22 protein-coding genes are annotated in these 20363 nt (G+C 62.2%); 8 read left to right on the forward strand and 14 right to left on the reverse strand.

All coding sequences use genetic code 11. From position 1 onward, the window contains the following. Positions 1–37: 37 nt before the first annotated feature. A complete protein-coding gene (gene cadR, locus HX866_RS31600; protein ID WP_121135356.1) occupies positions 38–487 on the forward strand; it encodes a Cd(II)/Pb(II)-responsive transcriptional regulator in 450 nt (149 codons plus the stop codon). A 229-nt stretch (positions 488–716) separates the two neighbouring features. Here the strand turns inward: cadR and HX866_RS31605 are convergent, their stop codons facing one another. From HX866_RS31605 to HX866_RS31615, 3 genes are all read right to left on the reverse strand, one after another. Then, positions 717–1688 (reverse strand): thymidylate synthase, encoded by a 972-nt coding sequence (locus HX866_RS31605; protein WP_177098228.1) that lies wholly within the window; start codon positions 1686–1688, stop codon positions 717–719. A 48-nt stretch (positions 1689–1736) separates the two neighbouring features. Then, positions 1737–2558 (reverse strand): prolipoprotein diacylglyceryl transferase, encoded by an 822-nt coding sequence (gene lgt / locus HX866_RS31610; protein ID WP_177098227.1) that lies wholly within the window; start codon positions 2556–2558, stop codon positions 1737–1739. Between the two features lie 149 nt (positions 2559–2707). Further along, entirely contained in the window at positions 2708–3490 is a 783-nt protein-coding gene (locus tag HX866_RS31615; RefSeq protein WP_177098226.1) for a sulfite exporter TauE/SafE family protein, read from the reverse strand. Between the two features lie 110 nt (positions 3491–3600). Here HX866_RS31615 and HX866_RS31620 point away from each other — a divergent pair, with 110 nt between their 5' ends. Continuing rightward, positions 3601–4347 (forward strand): NRDE family protein, encoded by a 747-nt coding sequence (locus HX866_RS31620; RefSeq protein ID WP_177098345.1) that lies wholly within the window; start codon positions 3601–3603, stop codon positions 4345–4347. An 11-nt stretch (positions 4348–4358) separates the two neighbouring features. Here HX866_RS31620 and ptsP read toward each other — a convergent pair whose 3' ends face one another. Together ptsP and HX866_RS31630 are read right to left on the reverse strand one after the other, a co-directional pair. Next, positions 4359–6632, reverse strand: a complete 2274-nt coding sequence (ptsP, locus tag HX866_RS31625) for a phosphoenolpyruvate--protein phosphotransferase (protein WP_100942022.1) — start codon at positions 6630–6632, stop codon at positions 4359–4361. A gap of 21 nt (positions 6633–6653) precedes the next feature. After that, positions 6654–7133, reverse strand: coding sequence for an RNA pyrophosphohydrolase (locus tag HX866_RS31630; protein ID WP_040071746.1), 480 nt, complete (start codon positions 7131–7133; stop codon positions 6654–6656). 143 nt (positions 7134–7276) lie between these two features. Between HX866_RS31630 and HX866_RS31635 the strand changes: the two genes are divergently transcribed. Continuing rightward, the gene (locus HX866_RS31635) at positions 7277–7933 is read left to right on the forward strand and encodes an HAD family hydrolase (RefSeq protein WP_177141095.1); all 657 of its coding nucleotides are present in this window, start codon (positions 7277–7279) and stop codon (positions 7931–7933) included. A gap of 99 nt (positions 7934–8032) precedes the next feature. Here the strand turns inward: HX866_RS31635 and HX866_RS31640 are convergent, their stop codons facing one another. From HX866_RS31640 to ilvA, 4 genes are all read right to left on the reverse strand, one after another. Next, complete coding sequence (locus HX866_RS31640; RefSeq protein WP_177141096.1) at positions 8033–8500, reverse strand: DUF2269 family protein; 468 nt, start codon at positions 8498–8500, stop codon at positions 8033–8035. Further along, positions 8497–9753 (reverse strand): SDR family oxidoreductase, encoded by a 1257-nt coding sequence (locus HX866_RS31645; protein WP_177141097.1) that lies wholly within the window; start codon positions 9751–9753, stop codon positions 8497–8499. Before HX866_RS31645 ends, HX866_RS31640 begins: the two co-directional genes overlap by 4 nt. Positions 9754–9775: 22 nt before the next feature. After that, complete coding sequence (locus tag HX866_RS31650; protein WP_177141098.1) at positions 9776–10204, reverse strand: DUF2269 family protein; 429 nt, start codon at positions 10202–10204, stop codon at positions 9776–9778. A 214-nt stretch (positions 10205–10418) separates the two neighbouring features. Further along, a complete protein-coding gene (ilvA, locus tag HX866_RS31655; RefSeq protein WP_218177606.1) occupies positions 10419–11933 on the reverse strand; it encodes a threonine ammonia-lyase, biosynthetic in 1515 nt (504 codons plus the stop codon). A gap of 185 nt (positions 11934–12118) precedes the next feature. Between ilvA and rpiA the strand changes: the two genes are divergently transcribed. Next, complete coding sequence (gene rpiA / locus HX866_RS31660; protein WP_177105042.1) at positions 12119–12790, forward strand: ribose-5-phosphate isomerase RpiA; 672 nt, start codon at positions 12119–12121, stop codon at positions 12788–12790. Positions 12791–12926: 136 nt separating this feature from the next. Here the strand turns inward: rpiA and HX866_RS31665 are convergent, their stop codons facing one another. Continuing rightward, positions 12927–13592: a fumarylacetoacetate hydrolase family protein gene (locus tag HX866_RS31665; protein WP_177098219.1), complete on the reverse strand. Its 666-nt coding sequence runs from the start codon at positions 13590–13592 to the stop codon at positions 12927–12929. A gap of 37 nt (positions 13593–13629) precedes the next feature. Further along, entirely contained in the window at positions 13630–15024 is a 1395-nt protein-coding gene (locus HX866_RS31670; RefSeq protein ID WP_177141099.1) for an FAD-binding oxidoreductase, read from the reverse strand. Between the two features lie 202 nt (positions 15025–15226). Between HX866_RS31670 and serA the strand changes: the two genes are divergently transcribed. After that, positions 15227–16456: a phosphoglycerate dehydrogenase gene (gene serA / locus HX866_RS31675; RefSeq protein WP_177098217.1), complete on the forward strand. Its 1230-nt coding sequence runs from the start codon at positions 15227–15229 to the stop codon at positions 16454–16456. Between the two features lie 96 nt (positions 16457–16552). Here the strand turns inward: serA and HX866_RS31680 are convergent, their stop codons facing one another. Beyond that, positions 16553–16990, reverse strand: coding sequence for a DUF4399 domain-containing protein (locus tag HX866_RS31680; RefSeq protein WP_177105043.1), 438 nt, complete (start codon positions 16988–16990; stop codon positions 16553–16555). A 137-nt stretch (positions 16991–17127) separates the two neighbouring features. Here HX866_RS31680 and HX866_RS31685 point away from each other — a divergent pair, with 137 nt between their 5' ends. Next, the gene (locus HX866_RS31685) at positions 17128–17727 is read left to right on the forward strand and encodes a transporter substrate-binding domain-containing protein (protein WP_177141100.1); all 600 of its coding nucleotides are present in this window, start codon (positions 17128–17130) and stop codon (positions 17725–17727) included. A gap of 9 nt (positions 17728–17736) precedes the next feature. Here HX866_RS31685 and HX866_RS31690 read toward each other — a convergent pair whose 3' ends face one another. Both HX866_RS31690 and HX866_RS31695 read right to left on the reverse strand, forming a co-directional pair. Next, entirely contained in the window at positions 17737–18240 is a 504-nt protein-coding gene (locus HX866_RS31690) for a DUF523 domain-containing protein (protein WP_177098214.1), read from the reverse strand. After that, positions 18240–18872, reverse strand: coding sequence for a 2OG-Fe(II) oxygenase (locus tag HX866_RS31695; protein ID WP_177098213.1), 633 nt, complete (start codon positions 18870–18872; stop codon positions 18240–18242). The genes HX866_RS31690 and HX866_RS31695 overlap by 1 nt, the downstream gene beginning before the upstream one ends. 108 nt (positions 18873–18980) lie before the next feature. On the opposite strand from HX866_RS31695, the gene HX866_RS31700 reads away from it, so the two are divergent. Both HX866_RS31700 and HX866_RS31705 read left to right on the forward strand, forming a co-directional pair. Beyond that, entirely contained in the window at positions 18981–19739 is a 759-nt protein-coding gene (locus HX866_RS31700; RefSeq protein WP_177098212.1) for a DUF2059 domain-containing protein, read from the forward strand. A 101-nt stretch (positions 19740–19840) separates the two neighbouring features. Next, the gene (locus HX866_RS31705; protein WP_177141101.1) at positions 19841–20341 is read left to right on the forward strand and encodes a GNAT family N-acetyltransferase; all 501 of its coding nucleotides are present in this window, start codon (positions 19841–19843) and stop codon (positions 20339–20341) included. The last annotated feature ends 22 nt before the right edge of the window (positions 20342–20363 follow it).

Raw genomic sequence — 20363 nt, forward strand, 5'->3', positions numbered from 1 at the left:
CACTATAGGGTCAAGCACCCTTTTGGGAGATCGAACGATGAAGATTGGCGAACTGGCGAAACTCACCGACTGCCAGGTGGAAACCATCCGCTATTACGAGAAGGAAAACCTGCTCCCGGAACCGGCGCGCAGCGAGGGCAACTACCGCCTGTACACCCAGGCCCATGTGGAACGCCTGACCTTTATCCGCAACTGCCGCAGCCTGGACATGACGCTGGAGGAGATCCGCAGCCTGCTGGGCCTGCGCGACAGTCCGCAGGACCAGTGCGAAAGCGTGAATGCGCTGATCGACGAGCATATCCACCACGTGAAAGCGCGGATCGACGGCTTGCTGGCGTTGCAGACGCAGTTACTCGACCTGCGCCAACGCTGTGGTGGCGGGCCGGATCTGGATCAGTGCGGGATTTTGCAGCGGTTGGAAGTCAGCGGCAGTGTGCTGCCGACAGAGACCGAGCACTCCCATGTGGGCCGCAGCCACGGCCACTAACGACCTTCTGTGGTGAGCAGGTTTGTCGGAACGCCGCACCCTTGTGGCGAGCGGGCTTGCCCGCGCTCGGCTGCGAAACAGTCGCAAAATCGATCACCGTGTTCTACCTGACACACCGCAATCACTGGTTTTAGGGCTGCTTCGCAGCCCAGCGCGGGCAAGCCCGCTCGCCACAACAAGCGCTCTCGCCACAGAGCCCGATCACCACAAAGTGCACTCTCGACCCGGCTTAAACCGCCATCGGCGCCGTCATCGGCGCATGGTGCTGGTAGCCTTCCAGCGAGAAATCCCCAGGCTCCACCCACTCCAGCCACTCCGGCTGGTACACACCGGTCTTGGCAAACTCCGGCACACGCTCGGAAATCACCAGCTTCGGCATCGGGAACGGCTCGCGGGTCAGCTGTTCATTGAGCATGTCCAAGTGGTTTTCATACACATGGGCATCACCGATGAAGTAGGTGAACCAGCGCGGCGTATAACCGGTCAGCCGTCCGATCAGGCTCAGCAACGCCGCGCCTTCGGTCAGGTTGAACGGCGTGCCCAGCCCCAGGTCATTCGAGCGGATGTAGAGGGTCAGGGAAATCTCCTTCGTCTCCACATTCGGGTGAAACTGGTAGAGCAAATGGCACGGCGGCAACGCCATTTCATCCAGCTGCGCACAGTTCCAACCATGGAACAGGATCCGCCGGCTGCCCGGGTCCTTGATGATAGTGTCGACACACTGGCGCACCTGGTCGATGGCCTTGTACAGCACCACATAGGCCTGGCCGTTTTCCTCGCCTTCGGCAATCTGCCGATAGCCCTGGCCCAAGGTCTGCTCAATCGCCGCCACATTGCTCTTGGCGATCTGTTTGTACGCCGGCCACTTGCGCCACTGCACCCCGTAGATCTCGCCCAGGTCGTCTTCGCCCTGACGGAACGGGTTGGCCAGCCACTGGGCGTTTTCGTTGGCGTTCTGGTCCCAGACCTTGCAGCCCAGCGCACGGAACTCGGCGGCGTTGTTCACCCCACGGAGAAAACCGCACATCTCGCCGACGGCAGACTTGAAGGCCATCTTGCGCGTAGTGATCGCCGGAAAGCCTTCCTTGAGGTCATAACGCAGCATGGCCCCGGGAAAGCTGATGGTGTTCACGCCGGTACGGTTGGCCTGTTTGGTGCCGTTCTTGATGACGTGGGCGACCAGTTCGAGATATTGCTTCATGAATTACCTGCATCCTTGAATGCGGGGCCCGTGGACCCCGATTCGAATTTAAAGCGCGGCGTCTTTCGCTGCCGGTGTCGTCGGGGCACGGTGATAAGCGAACCACAGCAGACCCAGGCCAGCGATGATCATCGGCAGGCTGAGAATCTGCCCCATGGTCACCCAGCCGAACGCCAGATAGCCGAGTTGCGCATCCGGCACCCGGACGAACTCGACGACAAAACGGAAGATCCCGTAGAACAACGCGAACATGCCCGAAACCGCCATGGTCGGCCGCGGCTTGCGCGAGAACAACCAGAGAATCACGAACAGGGCCACGCCTTCCAGGGCGAACTGGTACAGCTGCGACGGGTGGCGCGGCAACTGGGCCGGGTCGCTGAACGGCGGGAAGATCATCGCCCACGGCAAGTCGGTCGGCTTGCCCCACAACTCGCCATTGATGAAGTTGCCGATCCGCCCGGCACCCAGGCCGATCGGCACCATCGGCGCGACAAAGTCCATCAGTTGGAAGAACGACTTGCCGTTGCGCCGGCCAAACCACCAGGCCGCCACCATCACCCCGATAAAGCCGCCATGGAACGCCATGCCGCCCTTCCAGACCTCGAAGATCAGCGTCGGACTGGCGATGTAGGCCGGCAGATCGTAGAACAGCACATACCCCAGCCGTCCGCCGACAATCACGCCCATGGCCAACCAGAAGATCAGGTCGGAGAGCTTCTCCTTGGTCCAGGTCGGGTCGAAACGGTTCAGGCGCCGGGAGGCCAGCAGCCACGCACCGCCAATGCCGACCAGGTACATCAGGCCGTACCAGTGGATTTTCAGCGGGCCGATGGCCAGGGCCACCGGGTCAATCTGCGGGTAAGGCAGCATTGCAACTCCTCGATAGAGTAAAAATTCAGGGCCCGGCGAACAGTCCTCGCCTGGGCCGGCGGGTCATGTTGCAACCGCGCCATTAAGCCAATATTGCGCCAGCGCAGGTGCCGGCTCATCGGTAGGAGCGAGCTTGCTCGCTCCTACCGCTACAACAGGAACTTCATGCCGACAATGAACAACAGGCCGGCAAACAGCCGCTTGAGCAACAACGGCGACAGCTGGTGCGCCAGTTGCACACCAAAACGAGCAAAAAACATACTGGTCAGGGCGATGCCGAGCAAGGCCGGCAAATAGATAAAGCCCAGGCTGTGGGCCGGCAACAACGGATCGTGCCAACCCAGGATCATGAAACTCAAGGTACTGGCCAGGGCAATCGGCAAGCCGCAGGCCGAGGAGGTCGCCACCGCCTGCTGCATCGGCACGCTGCGCCAGGTCAGGAACGGCACGGTCAGGGAGCCGCCACCGATGCCAAAAATCGCCGACGCCCAGCCGATCACCGCACCCGCCAGGCCCAGGCCGAACTTGCCAGGTACGCTGCGGCTGGCCTTGGGCTTGAGGCTCAGGGCCATCTGCACCGCGACCACCAGGGCAAACACACCGATGATCTTCTGCAGGTGCGGGCCGGCAATGGCGTTGGCGGTCAACGCGCCGAGGCCCGAGCCGAGCAGGATGCCCACCGCCATCCAGGCAAAGACCGGCCAGCGCACCGCGCCACGCTTGTGGTGCCCGCGAATGGTGTTGAACGAAGTGAAAATGATCGTCGCCAGGGAGGTGCCCACCGCCAGGTGCGTAAGGATCAGCGGATCAAAGCCTTGCAGGGTGAAACTGAACACCAGCACCGGGACGATAATGATTCCCCCGCCCACGCCGAACAGCCCGGCCAACACGCCGGCACAGGCCCCCAACAGCAGATAGAGCAGAAATTCCATGGGCGCACCCGCTAAACAAGTCCGGCATGGTAACGGAAGGAGACACACGGCTCTACTGGATGGCGATGGATACCCTGCGTAGAGTGGGCAAAAACATCGAGGACCACCTGATGTGCCTGATTGTCTTTGCCTGGCGCCCGGGCCATGCCCAGCCGCTGATCGTCGCAGCCAACCGTGACGAGTTCTATGCCCGGCCAAGCCTGCCGCTGGCGCAATGGCCCGAAGCGCCGCAGGTTTATGCCGGGCGGGATCTGGAAGCCGGCGGGACCTGGCTCGGGATTGGCCCACAGGGACGCTTTGCCGCCTTGACCAATATCCGCGACCCGCACCAGCCGCTCGGCCGGCGTTCACGCGGAGAGCTGGTGGCGCGGTTTCTCAGCGAAAACCTGTCCATTGATCACTATTTAGCCGAAATCAACGCAAGATCATCGGAATATGCCGGCTTCAACCTGCTGCTGGGAACAGCCGATGCGTTGTGGCATTTCAATTCTCACGAGAAAGCACCGCGGCAGTTGGCGGAGGGCGTGTACGGACTGTCCAATGCCGGGCTCGATACGCCCTGGCCGAAATTGCTCAAGGCCCGCGCGGCTCTGTCCTGGGAGTTGGCCGATCCCCGGCCGGAGGCATTGCTGGCGTTGCTCGGCGATCCGACAACCGCGCCGCCCGCCGAATTGCCGGAGACCGGGGTGGGACTGGCGACCGAGAGCCTGTTATCCAGCGTCTTCATCGCCAGCCCCAGCTACGGCACCCGGGCCAGCACGGTGCTGATCACCCAGGCCGACGGCACGCGCCATTTGCTGGAGCGCAGCTTCGGCCCTTATGGCGGGCATTTGGGCGAGGTGGAGTTGAAACTCTAGACCCCCTCGCCTCAATGCGTAACGGTCGGCACCACCATCCGTGACAACCCGAGGTTCTTCAGCGCCAACTGCAAGGTACTGCGAATCACCTGCGGGTTGTCGATGGTCATCACCTGGGCCAGCAGTTCCTGGGCCTTGCTCAGGTTGATCTGGCGCAGCATCCATTTCACCTTCGGCAAGTTGGTGGCGTTCATCGACAAACTGTCAAAGCCCATCGCCATCAACAGCACCGCCGCCATCGGATCACCGGCCATTTCGCCGCAGATACTCACCGGCTTGCCTTCGGCATGGGCGTCACGCACCACGTTCTGCAGGGCTTGCAGCACCGCCGGGTGCAGGTAGTCGTAAAGATCGGCCACCCGTGGGTTGTTACGGTCCACGGCCAGCAGGTACTGGGTCAGGTCGTTGGAACCCACCGACAGGAAATCCACCTGCCGTGCCAGCTCGCGGGTTTGATACACCGCCGCCGGAATCTCGATCATCACGCCCACGGGCGGCATCGGCACGTCCGTGCCTTCATCGCGCACTTCGCCCCAGGCCCGGTGGATCAGGTGCAGCGCCTCTTCCATCTCGTGGATGCCCGAGATCATCGGCAGCAGGATCCGCAGGTTGTTCAGGCCCTCGCTGGCCTTGAGCATGGCCCGCGCCTGCACCAGGAAGATTTCCGGGTGGTCGAGGGTCACGCGGATACCGCGCCAGCCGAGGAACGGGTTGTCTTCTTCAATCGGGAAGTACGGCAGCGACTTGTCGCCGCCGATGTCCAGGCTGCGCATGGTCACCGGTTGCGGGTGGAACGCAGACAACTGCTCGCGATAGATCGCCAGTTGCTCCTTCTCGCTCGGGAAGCGCTGGTTGATCATGAACGGTACTTCGGTGCGGTACAGGCCGACACCTTCGGCGCCGCGCTGCTGCGCCCGGGCCACATCCGCCAACAGACCGGTGTTGACCCACAGCGGCATGCGGTGACCGTCAGGGGTCACGCACGGCAGTTCGCGCAAGGCGTCCAGGCCCTCGGACAGCTGGCGTTCTTCTTCCACCACACCGGCGTATTGCTTGCGCAGGACTTCGCTGGGGTTGGTGAACACCTCACCGCGCGCGCCGTCGACGATCATCTCGATGCCGTCGACCTTCGAGTACGGTAGGTCGACCAGGCCCATGACCGTCGGAATACCCATGGCTCGCGCCAGGATCGCCACGTGGGAGTTACCCGAACCCAAGACCGACACCAGGCCCTTGAGCTTGCCTTCCGGCACCTCGCCGAGCATCGCCGCGGTCAGCTCTTCGCTGACCATGATGGTGTTGTCCGGGTAGACCAGGGCCTGCTGGCGTTCGGATTGCAGGTAAGCCAGCAACCGCCGCCCGAGGTCCTTGACGTCCGACGCACGCTCGCGCAGGTAGGCGTCGTCCATCAGTTCGAAACGGTTGACGTGATCGGTCACCACCTGGCGCAAGGCGCCCTGGGCCCATTGGCCGGTCTTGATCACGTTGGTGATTTCGCTGCCCAGGGAGGCATCGTCGAGCATCATCAGGTAGACGTCGAACAACGCGCGCTCTTCCGGGCGCAGCTGGGTTGCCAGTTTTGCCGAGAGCGTGCGCATATCGGCACGCACACCTTCGATGGCGGTCTTGAACAACGCCAGTTCGGCGTCGATATCGGCGATCGCCTTGTCCGGCACCACGTCCAGGTCCGCCGGCGGCAACATGACCACCGCCGTACCCACCGCCGCGCCCGGAGAACCCGGCACACCGATGAACTTGGCTTCCTGGATGCCCTTGCCTTCACGCCCCAGCCCACGGATCGAACCGGTGGCTTCGGCATGGGCAATAACGCCGGCGAGCTGGGCGCTCATGGTCACGAGGAAAGCTTCTTCGCCTTCATCGAACTGGCGACGCTCTTTCTGCTGGATCACCAACACGCCGACGACGCGGCGATGGTGGATGATCGGCGCGCCGAGGAAAGAGGCGTAACGCTCCTCACCGGTTTCGGCAAAGTAGCGATACCGCGGGTGATCGGCGGCATTTTCCAGGTTCAGCGGTTCTTCGCGCGTACCCACCAGGCCAACCAGGCCTTCATTCGGCGCCATGCTGACCTTGCCGATCGAGCGCTTGTTCAAGCCCTCGGTGGCCATCAGGACAAAGCGGTTGGTCTCGGGGTCCAGCAAGTAGACCGAGCAGACCTGGCTGCCCATGGCCTCTTTGACGCGCAATACAATAATGCCCAACGCCGCCTTGAGATCCTTGGCGGCGTTAACTTCCTGGACGATCTTGCGCAGCGTATTGAGCATGGCTCGGGGTCGAACTCCGTGTCAGTCGCGCGCCAACAGGCGCGGGGCAAGCTCTTTGAGCGCGCGACGGTAGACCTCGCGCTTGAATGTCACCACCTGGCCCAACGGGTACCAATAGCTGACCCAACGCCAGCCATCGAACTCCGGTTTACCGGTCAAATCCATCCGCACCCGCTGCTCGTTGGAGAGCAGGCGCAGGAGAAACCACTTCTGTTTCTGGCCGATGCACAGCGGTTGGCTGTGGGTACGCACCAGACGTTGCGGCAAACGATAGCGCAACCAGCCCCGGGTACAGGCCAAAATTTGCACATCTTCGCGTTCCAGGCCGACTTCTTCGTTCAATTCGCGGTACAAAGCGTCTTCAGGCGTTTCGTCTGGATTGATCCCGCCTTGCGGAAACTGCCATGCATCTTGATTGATGCGGCGCGCCCAGAGGACCTGCCCAGCATCATTCGTCAGAATTATCCCGACATTAGGACGGAAACCATCGGGGTCGATCACGGCAACCACCTCGCAAACGCATGTCATCGCATTGTTCCACAAAGGTTGTGAAAGCAGCAACGAGCCTTCCTACCTTATGTGCACTCTTGTGAAAAGACCGTATTCTGGAGGCCTTTTTACAGGCTTATCAGCGAGTAACCGCAATGCGTCTGGCTTTATTCGACTTGGACAACACACTTTTGGGCGGCGACAGCGACCACGCCTGGGGCGATTACCTCTGCGAACGGGGTATTCTCGATCCGGTGGCCTATAAAACCCGCAACGACGAGTTCTATCAGGACTACCTGGCGGGGCGCCTGGATAACGCCGAATACCTGAATTTCTGCCTGGAGATTCTCGGCCGCAGCGAGATGGCCCAACTGGACGAGTGGCATCGCGATTACATGCGCGACTGCATCGAGCCCATCGTGCTGCCCAAGGGCCTGGCGCTGCTGGCCCGGCACCGCGATGCCGGCGACAAGCTGGTGATCATCACCGCCACCAACCGCTTCGTGACGGCACCGATTGCCGCGCGGCTGGGGGTCGAGACCCTGATCGCCACCGAGTGCGAGATGATCGACGGCCGCTACAGCGGGCGCAGCACCGATATCCCGTGCTTTCGCGAGGGCAAGGTGACGCGTTTGAATCTCTGGCTGGAAGAGACCGGGCATGGCCTGGAAGACAGCTATTTCTACAGCGACTCGATGAATGACCTGCCGTTGCTGGAGCAGGTGGCTAATCCCGTGGCCGTGGACCCGGACCCGAATCTGCGGGCCGAGGCCGAAAAGCGCGGATGGCCGGTGATCAGTCTGCGCGACTGATCCCCACCACCCATGTAGGAGCCGGCTTGCTGGCGATGGCGGCAGTGAATCCGACATCGCCATCACGGGCAAATCCGCAAGAGCCCTGGCGGGCGGCGATCAGGCCGGCTTGGAGACCATCAGGTAGAAAATCGCCATAAAAGACAAAAACGCCGGCCAGCCCAAGGCAAACCACCAGCGCATATAGGTCTCGGCCCGGATCGGCATCGCCGTACCCTCACGCAAGGCCTGCTCGGCCATCTTGTGCACCCGAATCTGCAGCCACACCACCGGCAACCAGCAGATCCCCGCAAACACGAACAGCCCCAGGCTCCACATCAGCCAGCTTTGCTGGATCGGCCACCCCGCCAGATGCATCAGCCCCAGCCCGCTCAACGGCTGGAACACCGCCGTGGTCGTGGTAAACGCCCAATCGGCGAACACCAGGTGTTTGAACGTCACCGCGATCACCTCGACCTGACCCGTACGCCAGGCACGCAAGGCGTAATAGGCAGAACCGGCGCCCAGGCCGAAGAGAATGGTGGAAGACAGGATATGCAGGGTTTTCAGCAGCAGGTAAGCACTCATCGACGCGGTTCGGTCCAAAGCAGCCAAAGTGTCGCCACTATCAACACCAGGTTCTTGGCGACAGCGGCATAAGGGTCAAACCAGTAGTGCGGCAGCACGAAGCTGATAATCAGGGTGTAGCCAGTCATCAACAGCAATTGCGCCCGGAACGCCCACTTGCGCGTGGGCCGAAACAGCATTCCCAGGCCCAGCAACGCGTCGCACAGCGACCCGGCATAGACCGCGAACACCGCCTGTGTCCCGCTCACACCGGCCTCGGCCATGATCCGCAGGCCCCAGTCATAACCCGGCCCGAGGCAAACCGCCGCCGTTCCCAGCCAGATCAACAGCATCACCGCCAGCAGCAACGGCCGCAGCGCCCATTGGACGCTCTGGCCGGCGTTCGGCCAATCTACCAGGCGGGTCGACAGTGGCGCGACCCGGTAACCACAGACCGCAGCCAACGCCTCCGGGTCGGCGACATTGTCACGCTGGGCCATGCGCAAGCTCTGACGATTCAAGGCCCGCCAGCCCAGTCGCTCACCCAGCCAGGCACCCGCCCGCGACAGGATCCCCGGCACTTTCACATAACGCGCCGGCCCCCAGCCCTGGGCCTCACGCAACTGATCGAGGACCTGAGCCAAGGTCAGCACCTGCGGCCCCACCAGCGGCAACATCTGGGACTGCGCCGGCCAATGCCTGAGCAAGGCCAGCACGGCAGCGCACAGATCATCGATATGCAGCGGTTGCAGGCGCGCTTGCAGGTCCAGCAGGGGAATCAGCGGCCACGGCGACAGGCGCGCCAGCCAGGCACTGCTGGCGCCACCCGGCCCCAACAGCAACGAGGGCCGCAGCACCACCGCCGGCACGCCGAGACCCATCAGGTACTCATCCGCCGCCGCCTTGCTCGCCAGGAACGGGACGTCGGGCTGTTCGCCGGCGCCCAGCGCGGAAATATGCAACACCCGCAGCCCCTGGCGCGCCGCCAGGTCGAACAGCGCTCGCGTACCGAGGTCCTGGGTCAGGCGCAGTGCCTGCTCATCGACGCTCAGCAAACCGGCGGCATTGATCAACAGGTCGATATCGTGGGGCAGGATGAAATGCTTGGCGTCCTCGGCCAACCGATCCAGGTCGAGCACCTGCCATTCGACGCCCGGCAGCGAGCGGAGGTGATGGCCACGGCTGGTCGCGATCACTTCGTGGCCGGCGGCGTTCAACGCCGTCAGCAAATGGCGGCCGACGAAACCCGTGGCCCCCACCAGAAGCACCTTCATGGCAATTCCCTAGCCTGACGGCTTAAACCGGTTTCGCGCCCATCAGGCCGGCAATGGCGATAAAACCGACAACCGTGAAAATAGCCAGGGCCAGCGTGAACCCCGGATGCCGCGCCGTTATGCCACGGCGCAGGCGATTGAGACGGACCACCAGCCAGACCCAACTCAAGGTGCTCAGGGTGTAGAGCACACTCGAAGCCAGCAGCCAGGTCTGGCCCAGCGACCAACCGGCCAGGTGCACCAACCACCAGCCACTGACCGGCAGCACGGCCAGGCACAGCGCCATCAATGCCCAGGCGAAAACCCAGGGGAGCTGCAAGGCCCGGTTCAGCACGGCCCCGTCGCCGGCACGGCGGCCACGCCAAAGGCCGATGGTCACCGCCAATGCACTGCCCAGCAACAGCACAAGCGCCACAACGTGTAGCAGTTTCAAGGCGGTGAAGGTTTCCATTTCATTGTTTCCCTGGTTTTTACGATCAACTTTCGAGCAGCAATCAGACAGCAGCTTCTACACAACCCCTGTAGGAGCCGGCTTGCCGGCGATGGGGACCTGGAGACTTGCGTCGCTCTCGCGGCCCTCATCGCTGGCAAGCCAGCTCCCACAATGACCGCATTGGCCGCCAGAAAGCGCCTTGCTCATCAGCTTAGCAGTCCTGCGCCCGGTTTCAGCCGAGGAACAAGCGGTACGCCGGGTTATCGCTTTCATCCCAATACGGGTAGCCGATTTCCGCCAGGGCGGCCGGCACCAGATGGCGCTCATCCACCGGTACCTGCAAGCCCGCGACCACTCGACCATCCGCCGCGCCATGGTTGCGGTAGTGGAACATCGAGATATTCCAGCGCCCACCCAACTTGTTGAGGAAGTTGAACAACGCCCCCGGACGCTCCGGGAACTCGAAACGCAGCACCATTTCGTCGCTGACATGGGCCGCATGGCCACCGACCATATGGCGGATATGCAGCTTGGCCAGCTCATTGTCGGTCAGGTCGAGCACCGGGAAGCCCTGGGCGGTCAGGCTGTCGATCAGGACGCTACGCGGATCGCTGTCCGGGTGGGTCTGCACGCCGACAAAAATGTGCGCTTCGTGACCGGTGTGATAACGGTAATTGAATTCGGTGATCTGACGCTTGCCGATGGCCTCGCAGAACGCCTTGAAACTGCCCGGCTGCTCCGGAATGGTCACGGCGATGATCGCTTCACGGCCCTCGCCCAACTCGGCGCGCTCGGCGACATGGCGCAGGCGGTCGAAATTGACGTTGGCGCCGGAGTCGATGGCCACCAGGGTCTGCCCGGTGATCTTGCGCGACTCGACGTACTTCTTGATCCCCGCCACGCCCAGGGCGCCGGCCGGCTCGGTGATCGAGCGGGTATCGTCGTAGATATCCTTGATGGCGGCGCAGATCTCGTCGGTACTGACGGTGATCACCTCGTCGACATAGTCCTTGCAGATATCAAAGGTATGCTGGCCGATCTGCGCCACCGCCACGCCGTCGGCGAACAGGCCCACGGAAGACAGGATCACGCGCTCGCCGGCGGCCATGGCCTGTTGCAGGCAGTTGGAGTCATCCGGCTCGACGCCGATCACCTTGATCTCCGGCCGCAGGTACTTCACATAGGCCGCGATACCGGAAATCAACCCGCCGCCACCGACCGGAACAAAGATCGCATCCAACGGCCCCGGATGTTGACGCAGAATCTCCATTGCCACGGTTCCCTGCCCGGCAATGGTGTGCGGATCATCGTAGGGGTGGATATAGACGTAGCCTTTTTCCTCGACCAGCTTCAGGGAATGAGCCAGGGCTTCGGCGAAAGAGTCACCATGCAGCACCACTTTGCCGCCACGGGAGCGCACGCCTTCGATCTTGATTTCCGGCGTGGTCTTGGGCATCACGATGGTCGCCTTGACCCCCAGCACCTTGGCCGCCAGGGCCAGGCCCTGGGCATGATTGCCTGCCGACGCGGTGACCACGCCACGGGCGCGCTCGGCGTCGCTGAGCTGGGTCAGCTTGTTGTAGGCACCGCGAATCTTGAAGGAGAACACCGGCTGCAAGTCTTCACGCTTGAGCCAGACCTTGTTACCCAGCCGCTCGGAGAGCTGGCGAGCGGTCTGCAACGGGGTTTCCACGGCAACGTCGTAGACGCGCGAGGTGAGGATCTTCTTGACGTACTGTTCAAGCATCGGAAGGCATCGCTGGCGGGTGTGGACAGGGACCGAGGAGTCTAACCCAGCGCTTGCGGCAACGACCACAGGGTTCCTGAGGTTTTGTTAGCCACGCCTGCGGCCAAACGGACAATGACCTTCCCCGCCCCGACGCTTATAATGCCGGCCTTTCGCACACCCCTCTGCCCGCTTTCGGAGCCCGCATGACCCAGGATCAACTCAAACAGGCCGTGGCCCAAGCCGCTGTCGACTTCATCCTTCCCAAGCTCGATGACAAAAGCGTCGTCGGCGTGGGCACCGGCTCCACCGCCAACTGCTTTATCGACGCCCTGGCGCAACACAAGGGCGCCTTCGACGGCGCGGTCGCCAGCTCCGAAGCCACCGCCGCCCGCCTCAAGGGCCACGGGATTCCGGTTTATGAGCTGAACACCGTCAGCGACCTGGAGTTCTACATCGACGGCGCCGACGAAAGCGACGAACACCTGAACCTGATCAAGGGCGGCGGCGCGGCCCTGACCCGCGAGAAGATCGTCGCGGCCGTGGCCAAGACCTTTATCTGCATCGCCGACGGCAGCAAGCTGGTACCGGTGCTCGGCGCATTCCCGCTGCCGGTCGAAGTGATCCCGATGGCCCGCAGCCATGTGGCGCGCCAACTGGTGAAACTGGGGGGTGATCCGGTGTATCGCGAAGGCGTGTTGACCGATAACGGCAACATCATTCTGGATGTGCACAACCTGCAGATCACCAACCCGGTGGAGCTGGAAAGCCAGATCAACGCGATTGTCGGCGTGGTCACCAACGGCCTGTTCGCGGCCCGTCCGGCGGATCTGCTGCTGTTGGGCACGCCTGAAGGCGTGAAGACCCTCAAGGTCTGATTGGAACGCCAGACCGGCAAACACCGACTCCCTGTGTAGGAGCCGGCTTGCCGGCGATGGCGGCATCAAGGACAACGCAAGGCTTGCCGGCCTCATCGCTGGCAAGCCAGCTCCCACAGGGTGGGAGCAACCCGGGTTAGCGAACGCTGCTGTTGAAGCTGCTGGCGCCCGGCAATTCCAGTACCAGCTCATCCCCTGCATTCAACGGACCGACGCCAACCGGCGTGCCGGTCATGATCACATCGCCAGCCTGCAGCGAGAAACACGCCGCCATGTACTGGATCATCGGCACGATCGGGTTGAGCATGTCGCTGCTGATCCCGTCCTGGCGAACCTGGCCGTTGATGGTCAGGCGAATGCCGATCTGGGTCAGGTCCGCAAAGCTGCTGCCAACCACGAACGGCGCCAGCACACAGGCACCGTCGAACGACTTGGCGATTTCCCAAGGCAAACCCTTGCCCTTCAACTCCGCCTGCTTGTCACGCAAGGTCAGGTCCAGCCCCGGGGCGAAACCGGAAATGGCATCCAGCACTTCTTCAGCGCTCGGCTTGTTGGACAGCGGCTTGCCGATCAACACGGCAATCTCGGCCTCGTAATGCACCGAACCACGGTCCGCCGGGATGCTGAAACCACCCTCGAGCGGCACCACGCAACTGCCTGGCTTGATGAACAGCAGCGGCTCGGTCGGCACCGGGTTGTCCAGCTCCTTGGCGTGCTCGGCGTAATTACGGCCGATGCACACCACTTTGCCGAGAGGAAAGTGAATACGGGTACCGTCGACATACTGGTGCTGATAGCTCATTACCGACTCCTGGTCTTTGTCATCAGTGACTTCAGGTTCAAACCGCGAAAATCTTGCCCGGGTTCATGATCCCGTTCGGATCGAACACCGCCTTGATCGCCTTCATGTATTCAATTTCAGCCGGGGAACGACTGTAGGTCAGGTAATCGCGCTTGGTCATGCCCACGCCGTGTTCGGCGGAGATCGAACCGTTGTATTTCTCGACGGTTTCGAACACCCACTTGTTGACGGTAGCGCACTTGGCGAAGAACTCGTCCTTGCTCAGGTTTTCCGGCTTGAGAATATTCAGGTGCAGGTTGCCGTCGCCGATGTGGCCGAACCAGACGATTTCGAAGTCCGGATAGTATTCGCCGACGATGGCGTCGATTTCCTTGAGGAAAGCCGGCACTTTCGACACGGTGACCGAAATGTCGTTCTTGTACGGCGTCCAGTGGGAAATGGTTTCGGAGATGTACTCGCGCAGCTTCCAGAGGTTCTGCAACTGGGTTTCACTCTGGCTCATCACGCCGTCCAGCACCCAGCCCTGCTCGGCGCAGTGCTCGAAGGTTTCCAGGGCCTGGTTGGCCACTTCTTCAGTGGTCGCCTCGAACTCCAGCAGCGCGTAGAACGGGCAGTCGGTTTCGAACGGCGCCGGTACGTCGCCACGGCCGAGGACCTTGGCCAGGGCCTTGTCGGAGAAAAACTCGAAGGCGGTCAGGTCCAGCTTGCCCTGGAAGGCGTGCAGCACCGGCATGATCGAATCGAAATCCTGGGTGCCGAGGACCATGCAGGTCAGGTTCTTCGGCGCGCGATCCAGACGCATGGTCGCCTCGACCACAAAACCCAGGGTGCCCTCGGCGCCGATGAACAGCTGGCGCAGGTCGTAACCGGTGGCGTTCTTGATCAGGTCCTTGTTCAGTTCCAGGACATCGCCCTTGCCGGTCACGACTTTCATGCCGGCCACCCAGTTACGGGTCATGCCGTAGCGAATCACCTTGATCCCGCCGGCATTGGTGCCGATATTGCCGCCAATCTGGCTGGAACCCGCCGAAGCGAAGTCCACCGGGTAGTACAGGCCCTGTTCTTCGGCCACGTTCTGCAAGTGCTCGGTGACCACACCCGGCTGGCAGACCGCGGTACGGTCGGTCAGGTTGATGTCCAGCACCTGGTTCATATAGTCGAAGGACACCACCACTTCACCGTTGGCCGCCACGGCCGCAGCCGACAACCCGGTACGACCGCCCGATGGCACCAGCGCGACCTGGTGCTGGTTGGCCCAGCGCACGATGGCCTGGACCTGCTCGGTGGTTTTCGGGAACACGATGGCCGTCGGCGCCGGGGCGAAATGCTTGGTCCAATCCTTCCCGTAAGCATTCAGGGAGTCAGCATCGGTCAGGACTTTGCCAGGCTCAACCAGGGTCTTCAGCTCATCAATCAGGGCAGGATGGGTCATCGACAGAACTCTCGAACAATTCATGGTCATCCTGAGGACGCTTCACGTCGCAGAATGAGTGTTTGCAGGTCGCATATGCTAGCATACGCCCCCCGTTCGAGCGTGCTAACAAGCCGATCTGCGGTGCCGGCGATCACGCCGCGCGGTCAGCTCAAGCTGTCCATTTCCCTGCCATTTTTCTCCGGGACACAGGTTTACGCAGATGAGCAAGACTTCTCTCGATAAGAGCAAGATCAAGTTCCTTCTTCTCGAAGGCGTCCACCAATCCGCAGTCGACGTCCTCAAGGCCGCCGGGTACTCCAACATCGAGTACCACACCAAGTCACTGCCGGACGCCGAACTGAAGGAAAAGATCGCCGATGCCCACTTCATCGGCATTCGCTCGCGCACCCAACTGACCGAGGAACTCTTCGAAAACGCGAAGAAGCTCGTCGCCGTCGGCTGTTTCTGCATCGGTACCAACCAGGTCGACCTCGACGCGGCGCGTCAACGCGGCATCGCCGTGTTCAACGCCCCGTACTCCAACACCCGCTCCGTTGCCGAGCTGGTGCTGGCCGAAGCGATCCTGTTGCTGCGCGGTATTCCCGAGAAGAACGCTTCCTGCCATCGCGGTGGCTGGATCAAGAGCGCGGCCAACTCCTTTGAAATCCGGGGCAAGAAACTGGGGATCATCGGTTACGGCTCGATCGGTACGCAGCTGTCGGTCCTGGCCGAAGGCCTGGGCATGCAGGTGTTCTTCTACGACACCCTGACCAAGCTGCCGCTGGGCAACGCGACCCAGGTCGCGAACCTGACCGACCTGCTGGGCATGTCCGACATCGTCACCCTGCACGTTCCGGAAACCGCTGAGACCCAGTGGATGATCGGCGAGAAGGAAATCCGCGCCATCAAGAAGGGCGGCATCCTGATCAACGCTGCCCGCGGCACCGTGGTCGAGCTGGACGCCCTGGCGGACGCGATCAAGGACAAGCACCTGATCGGCGCGGCCATCGACGTGTTCCCGGTGGAGCCACGCTCCAACGACGACATCTTCGAAAGCCCGCTGCGTGGCCTGGACAACGTGATCCTGACCCCGCACATCGGTGGCTCGACCGCTGAAGCCCAGGCCAACATCGGTCTGGAAGTGGCGGAGAAGCTGGTCAAGTACAGCGACAACGGTACCTCGGTATCGTCCGTGAACTTCCCTGAAGTGGCCCTGCCGGCTCACCCTGGCAAACATCGCCTGTTGCACATCCACGAAAACATTCCGGGTGTGTTGAGCGAAATCAACAAGGTCTTCGCGGAAAACGGCATTAACATCTCCGGCCAGTTCCTGCAGACCAACGAGAAAGTCGGTTACGTGGTCATCGACGTTGACGCCGAGTACTCGGACCTGGCGCAAGAGAAGCTGCAACACATCAAGGGCACCATCCGCTCCCGAGTGTTGTTTTAAAAGCAGCGGTAAGCTTCAAGCGGCAAGCCAAACGCCCGCTTGAAGCTTATGGCTTGCCGCTTGCTGCCAAAAAAGGAGCCCCTCGGGGCTCCTTTTTTATTTCACATTGACGGTGATGGTTTTCGAGGCAACGGTCGGATCGAACTGCATGTGGCCCTTGTCGCCCGCCACCAATTGCAAGGTGTGCTTGCCCGGGGTCAGGGTCAGTTGGGTTTCGGTCTGGGCCTTGCCGTAGTGGATCACGGTGTCGGTCGCCGGGATCGGCAGGGTTGGGTCCGGCAGAGCCGTCTGGTCGACCAGCAAGTGATGGTGACCGGAGCCAGGGGTAAGATCACCGGCCGGCTTGAGTGTCAGGCCCTTCATGCCGAACTTGACCGTGAAGGTCTTGCCGACCGTGGCGCCGTCTTTCGGCGAAACGATAAAGACCTTGGCACCCTCGGGCGCCGCAACCCGCGGAATATCATCCGCAAGCGCCAGCATCGAAGAGCCCAGCAAAACAGTAGCCAACGCAATACGAGAAACTAAGGTGTTCATTCACTTCTCCAGTTTTTCCGCGATTTCAGTACGGTTATGACAACTTTGTGGCGATTCGTGGTCCAAGGCACTCAATAACATAGCAAAGCGTGCTTGAACGGCGCGGAACATATTTGTATTCCAATTCGGGAGCGACCATGCGTTTTCTGCCTGGCCTATTACTTTTACTGCCCTTCGCCAGCCCTTTTGCCCAGGCTGAACTGATTGATGACGTCAACGACCGGGGCGAGTTACGCATCGCCCTGGAAGGCGACATGCGACCCTTCGGTTTCAACGAAGACGGACACCTGACCGGCTTCGAGGTCGAACTGGGCGAGCAACTGGCCAAGGAACTGGACGTGCAAGCCTCGTTCGTCCCCACCGACGCCACTGACCTGTTGCAGGGCGTCGAGACGGGCAAATACGATGTCGCCATCAACCACATGGCTATGACTGCTGAACTGCAAAAACGTTACGACTTCAGCGAACCTTATAGTTACCCCAGCGCGCAATTGATCGTGCACAAGGAAGTTTCGCCGACACAGATCCCCCTCGCCATGCGCGAAAGCCCGTTACCGCTCACGGCGGATACGGTCGAGGGAGCAACGGTGACCCTGGTGATTCCGTTCCAGAAAGGCAATCCGGCGTTCCAGGCCAGTCTCGACAAGGCGTTGCAACGCCTGAAAGCGGACGGACGCCTCGCCGCGCTCTCGCAGAAGTGGTTTGGTAAGGATACGACCCAGCCGCCGAAACCGTGAGTCGGCGCTTTACGGTGCGGGGGGATGTTCCAGGCGCTGCAGGGCGATCAGTGCTTCAGGCAGCTCCAACTCACTGAACACCTGCACGCCAGCCTGCTTCAACAAGGCCGCCGTGACCCCTTCGCCGCGCACCTTCACGCCGCTGAAGGTGCCGTCGTAGGTCAGCAGGTTGCCGCACGACGGGCTGTTGGCCTTGAGCACGGCGATGCCGATGCCATGCCGCCGCACCAGCTCCAGCGCCTGATGCGCACCCGAGAGAAAGGCTTCGCTGACATCCTCGCCTTCGCTGGTGATCACCCGGGCCAGCCCTGCCAGTACCTGCACGCCCTGTCCGCCGGGAATTTCCGCTGCCGCCCGGGGTGTCGGCAAGCCGCCGGCCACTTCCGGGCACAACGGCACCACCCGCCCCTCGGCCTGCCACTGGGACAGCTGCGCATAAGGCCCGCTGGCCCCGCCGTCATAACGAACGAGATGCCCCAGCAGGCAGCGACTGACCAGAATTTTCTGTTTCATCAGAACGGATCATTGCCACGCCGACGAAACCAGCCGGTCAGTGACAGGCGCTCGCGGGTGGCAGGCAAGACTTCATGGGGCACATCGCCCGACAGGAACAGCACCAGGCAACCGCCGGTCGGAACCACGTCATGTTCCACGCCGTCCTCCAGGTACATGCGCAACTGGCCGCCGTGCTCAGGTAACCAGGCGTCGTTCAGATAGATCACCGCAGAAACCGCGCGTCGATCATCGTCACGGAAGCGGTCGACATGTTTTTTGTAGAAGGCGCCGGGCGGGTACAGGGCGAAATGGCTTTCGAAATCCTCGAGCCCGAGAAACAGCCCGCGGTTGAGGGCCTCGCGCAGGCTGTCCATCAAGTCCATGTACTCATCGCAGGGCCCGGCCTGGCCCGGTTCCAGCCATTGGATATGGTCGCCACGAATCCCCTCGCGCACTTCCTGGGCCGGCCCGCGACCGACCCCGGCCGGCGCCAACTCGCCTTCGGCGGCGCGCTGGCGACACTCGGCGGCCAGGGCAACGGTCAGCGCTGGCGGCAGGAAGATGCTCTGCTGCGACCAGCCGCGCTCGGCCAGGTCGTCGACGATACGTAACAGCAGCGGATGATCAGAGGGAATGTGCATGCCGCGCATAGTATCCAGATGCCCGGAAATCCGACAGAGCCCCCCGAACGACTTACAGGAATTCTCGACAAGTACCGCGCTCGCCGGGACAATAGCCGGCTGTAGACAGGAGTCCCTATGCGCCGTTTGCTTTTTTCGCTGTTGATGTTCTGCACTTTGCCCGCCTGGGCAGACAACCACGACCAGCTGTACCGGGTCGCCGGTTGGCCGGAACAACGCGCGCATTTCAACGATGCCCTGAGCGCCGCCCAGCAAAAGTACCGCAATAGCCTGCCACCGGCGGTCTATGACGCCCTGGTGAGCAACAGCAACCAGCGTTTCGCGCCCCAGGCCATGGACCAGCGGGCCGAGGCCCAGTTGCGCCAGAACCTCGACAACCCGAAACCAGCACTGACATTCTTCCAGTCACCGCTGGGGCGCAAGATCGTCTCTGCCGAACTGCTCGCCACCCGCCGCGACCAATTGGCCAAGAATGCCAAGGGCCTGCCGCATATCGACGCCAGCGCCACCCGCCGCCTGCTGATCAACCATCTGGGCCGTGCGCTGCCGGCGCGCGAAGCCGGGGCCGAAGTCAGCCTGGCCATCGCCGGCGTGGCGGCCGACAGCCTGAGCTCGATGATCCCCGGGCTGCTGGGGGCGGGAGCGGCACAGAGCATGCTGAACGGCCAGCGCGAACGCTTGATGGAACAGATCGGCAACGACCTGGATAACACCTTGCTCTACGTCTACCGCGGCCTGTCCGACCCGGAGCTGGAAGAGTTCAGCACTTTTGCCGAATCGCCGGAAGGCAAGGCCTACTACCAGGCCGCACTGGCAGCGATCCGCGCCGGACTGGCGGTGGGGCAGAACCTGACCTCCACGCCACCTGGAAACTGAATGCAATACAGCCGTGCCTGCCACGGCCAGCCTTCCGGGCGTAATATGAATGCCCAGGCGCCATCCATGCAGTAGGTTCGCCTCCCTTCAGGAGACTACTCATGTACAAGATCAACCTGGCTACCGCCGCGGACATCGAAGGTATCGCCCAACTGCTCCAGGCCAACGCCCCTTCCCGGGGTGGATCACTGACTGGGGAGTTCCCCCTCGACAAGGTCAGGCAAATGGCCCTCGGCGGCTCCCCCGTGGTAGTTGCCTCCCGCGATAACACCGTCGTTGGCGTGCTGTTCAGCGCGGCGAAAGACCTGCACCCCGCTCCGCCATCGATCACCGCCATGCTGGCCGCCTGGCCGGGCGCGCCCGACGCCTACGTGTACGGTCCGGCCTGCATCGCCGCCTCGGAAAGAGGCCAAGGCCTTCTGCCCCGGCTCTACGCGCAACTTCAACAGCATTGCCCGGGGCGCGAGGCGATTCTGTTCATACGCCGGGACAACAGCGCCTCGTTGCGTGCCCATGAGCGCCTGGGCATGCATGAAGTCGCCGGCTTCACTCTGGAAGGCGAAGAGTACGCGGTACTCAGTGACCGACCGGTTGCGCAATAAGACGCGCCGCCCTGGATAGCAC

The sequence above is a fragment of the Pseudomonas gingeri genome (assembly GCF_013386165.1).
GTDB lineage: Bacteria > Pseudomonadota > Gammaproteobacteria > Pseudomonadales > Pseudomonadaceae > Aquipseudomonas > Aquipseudomonas gingeri_C.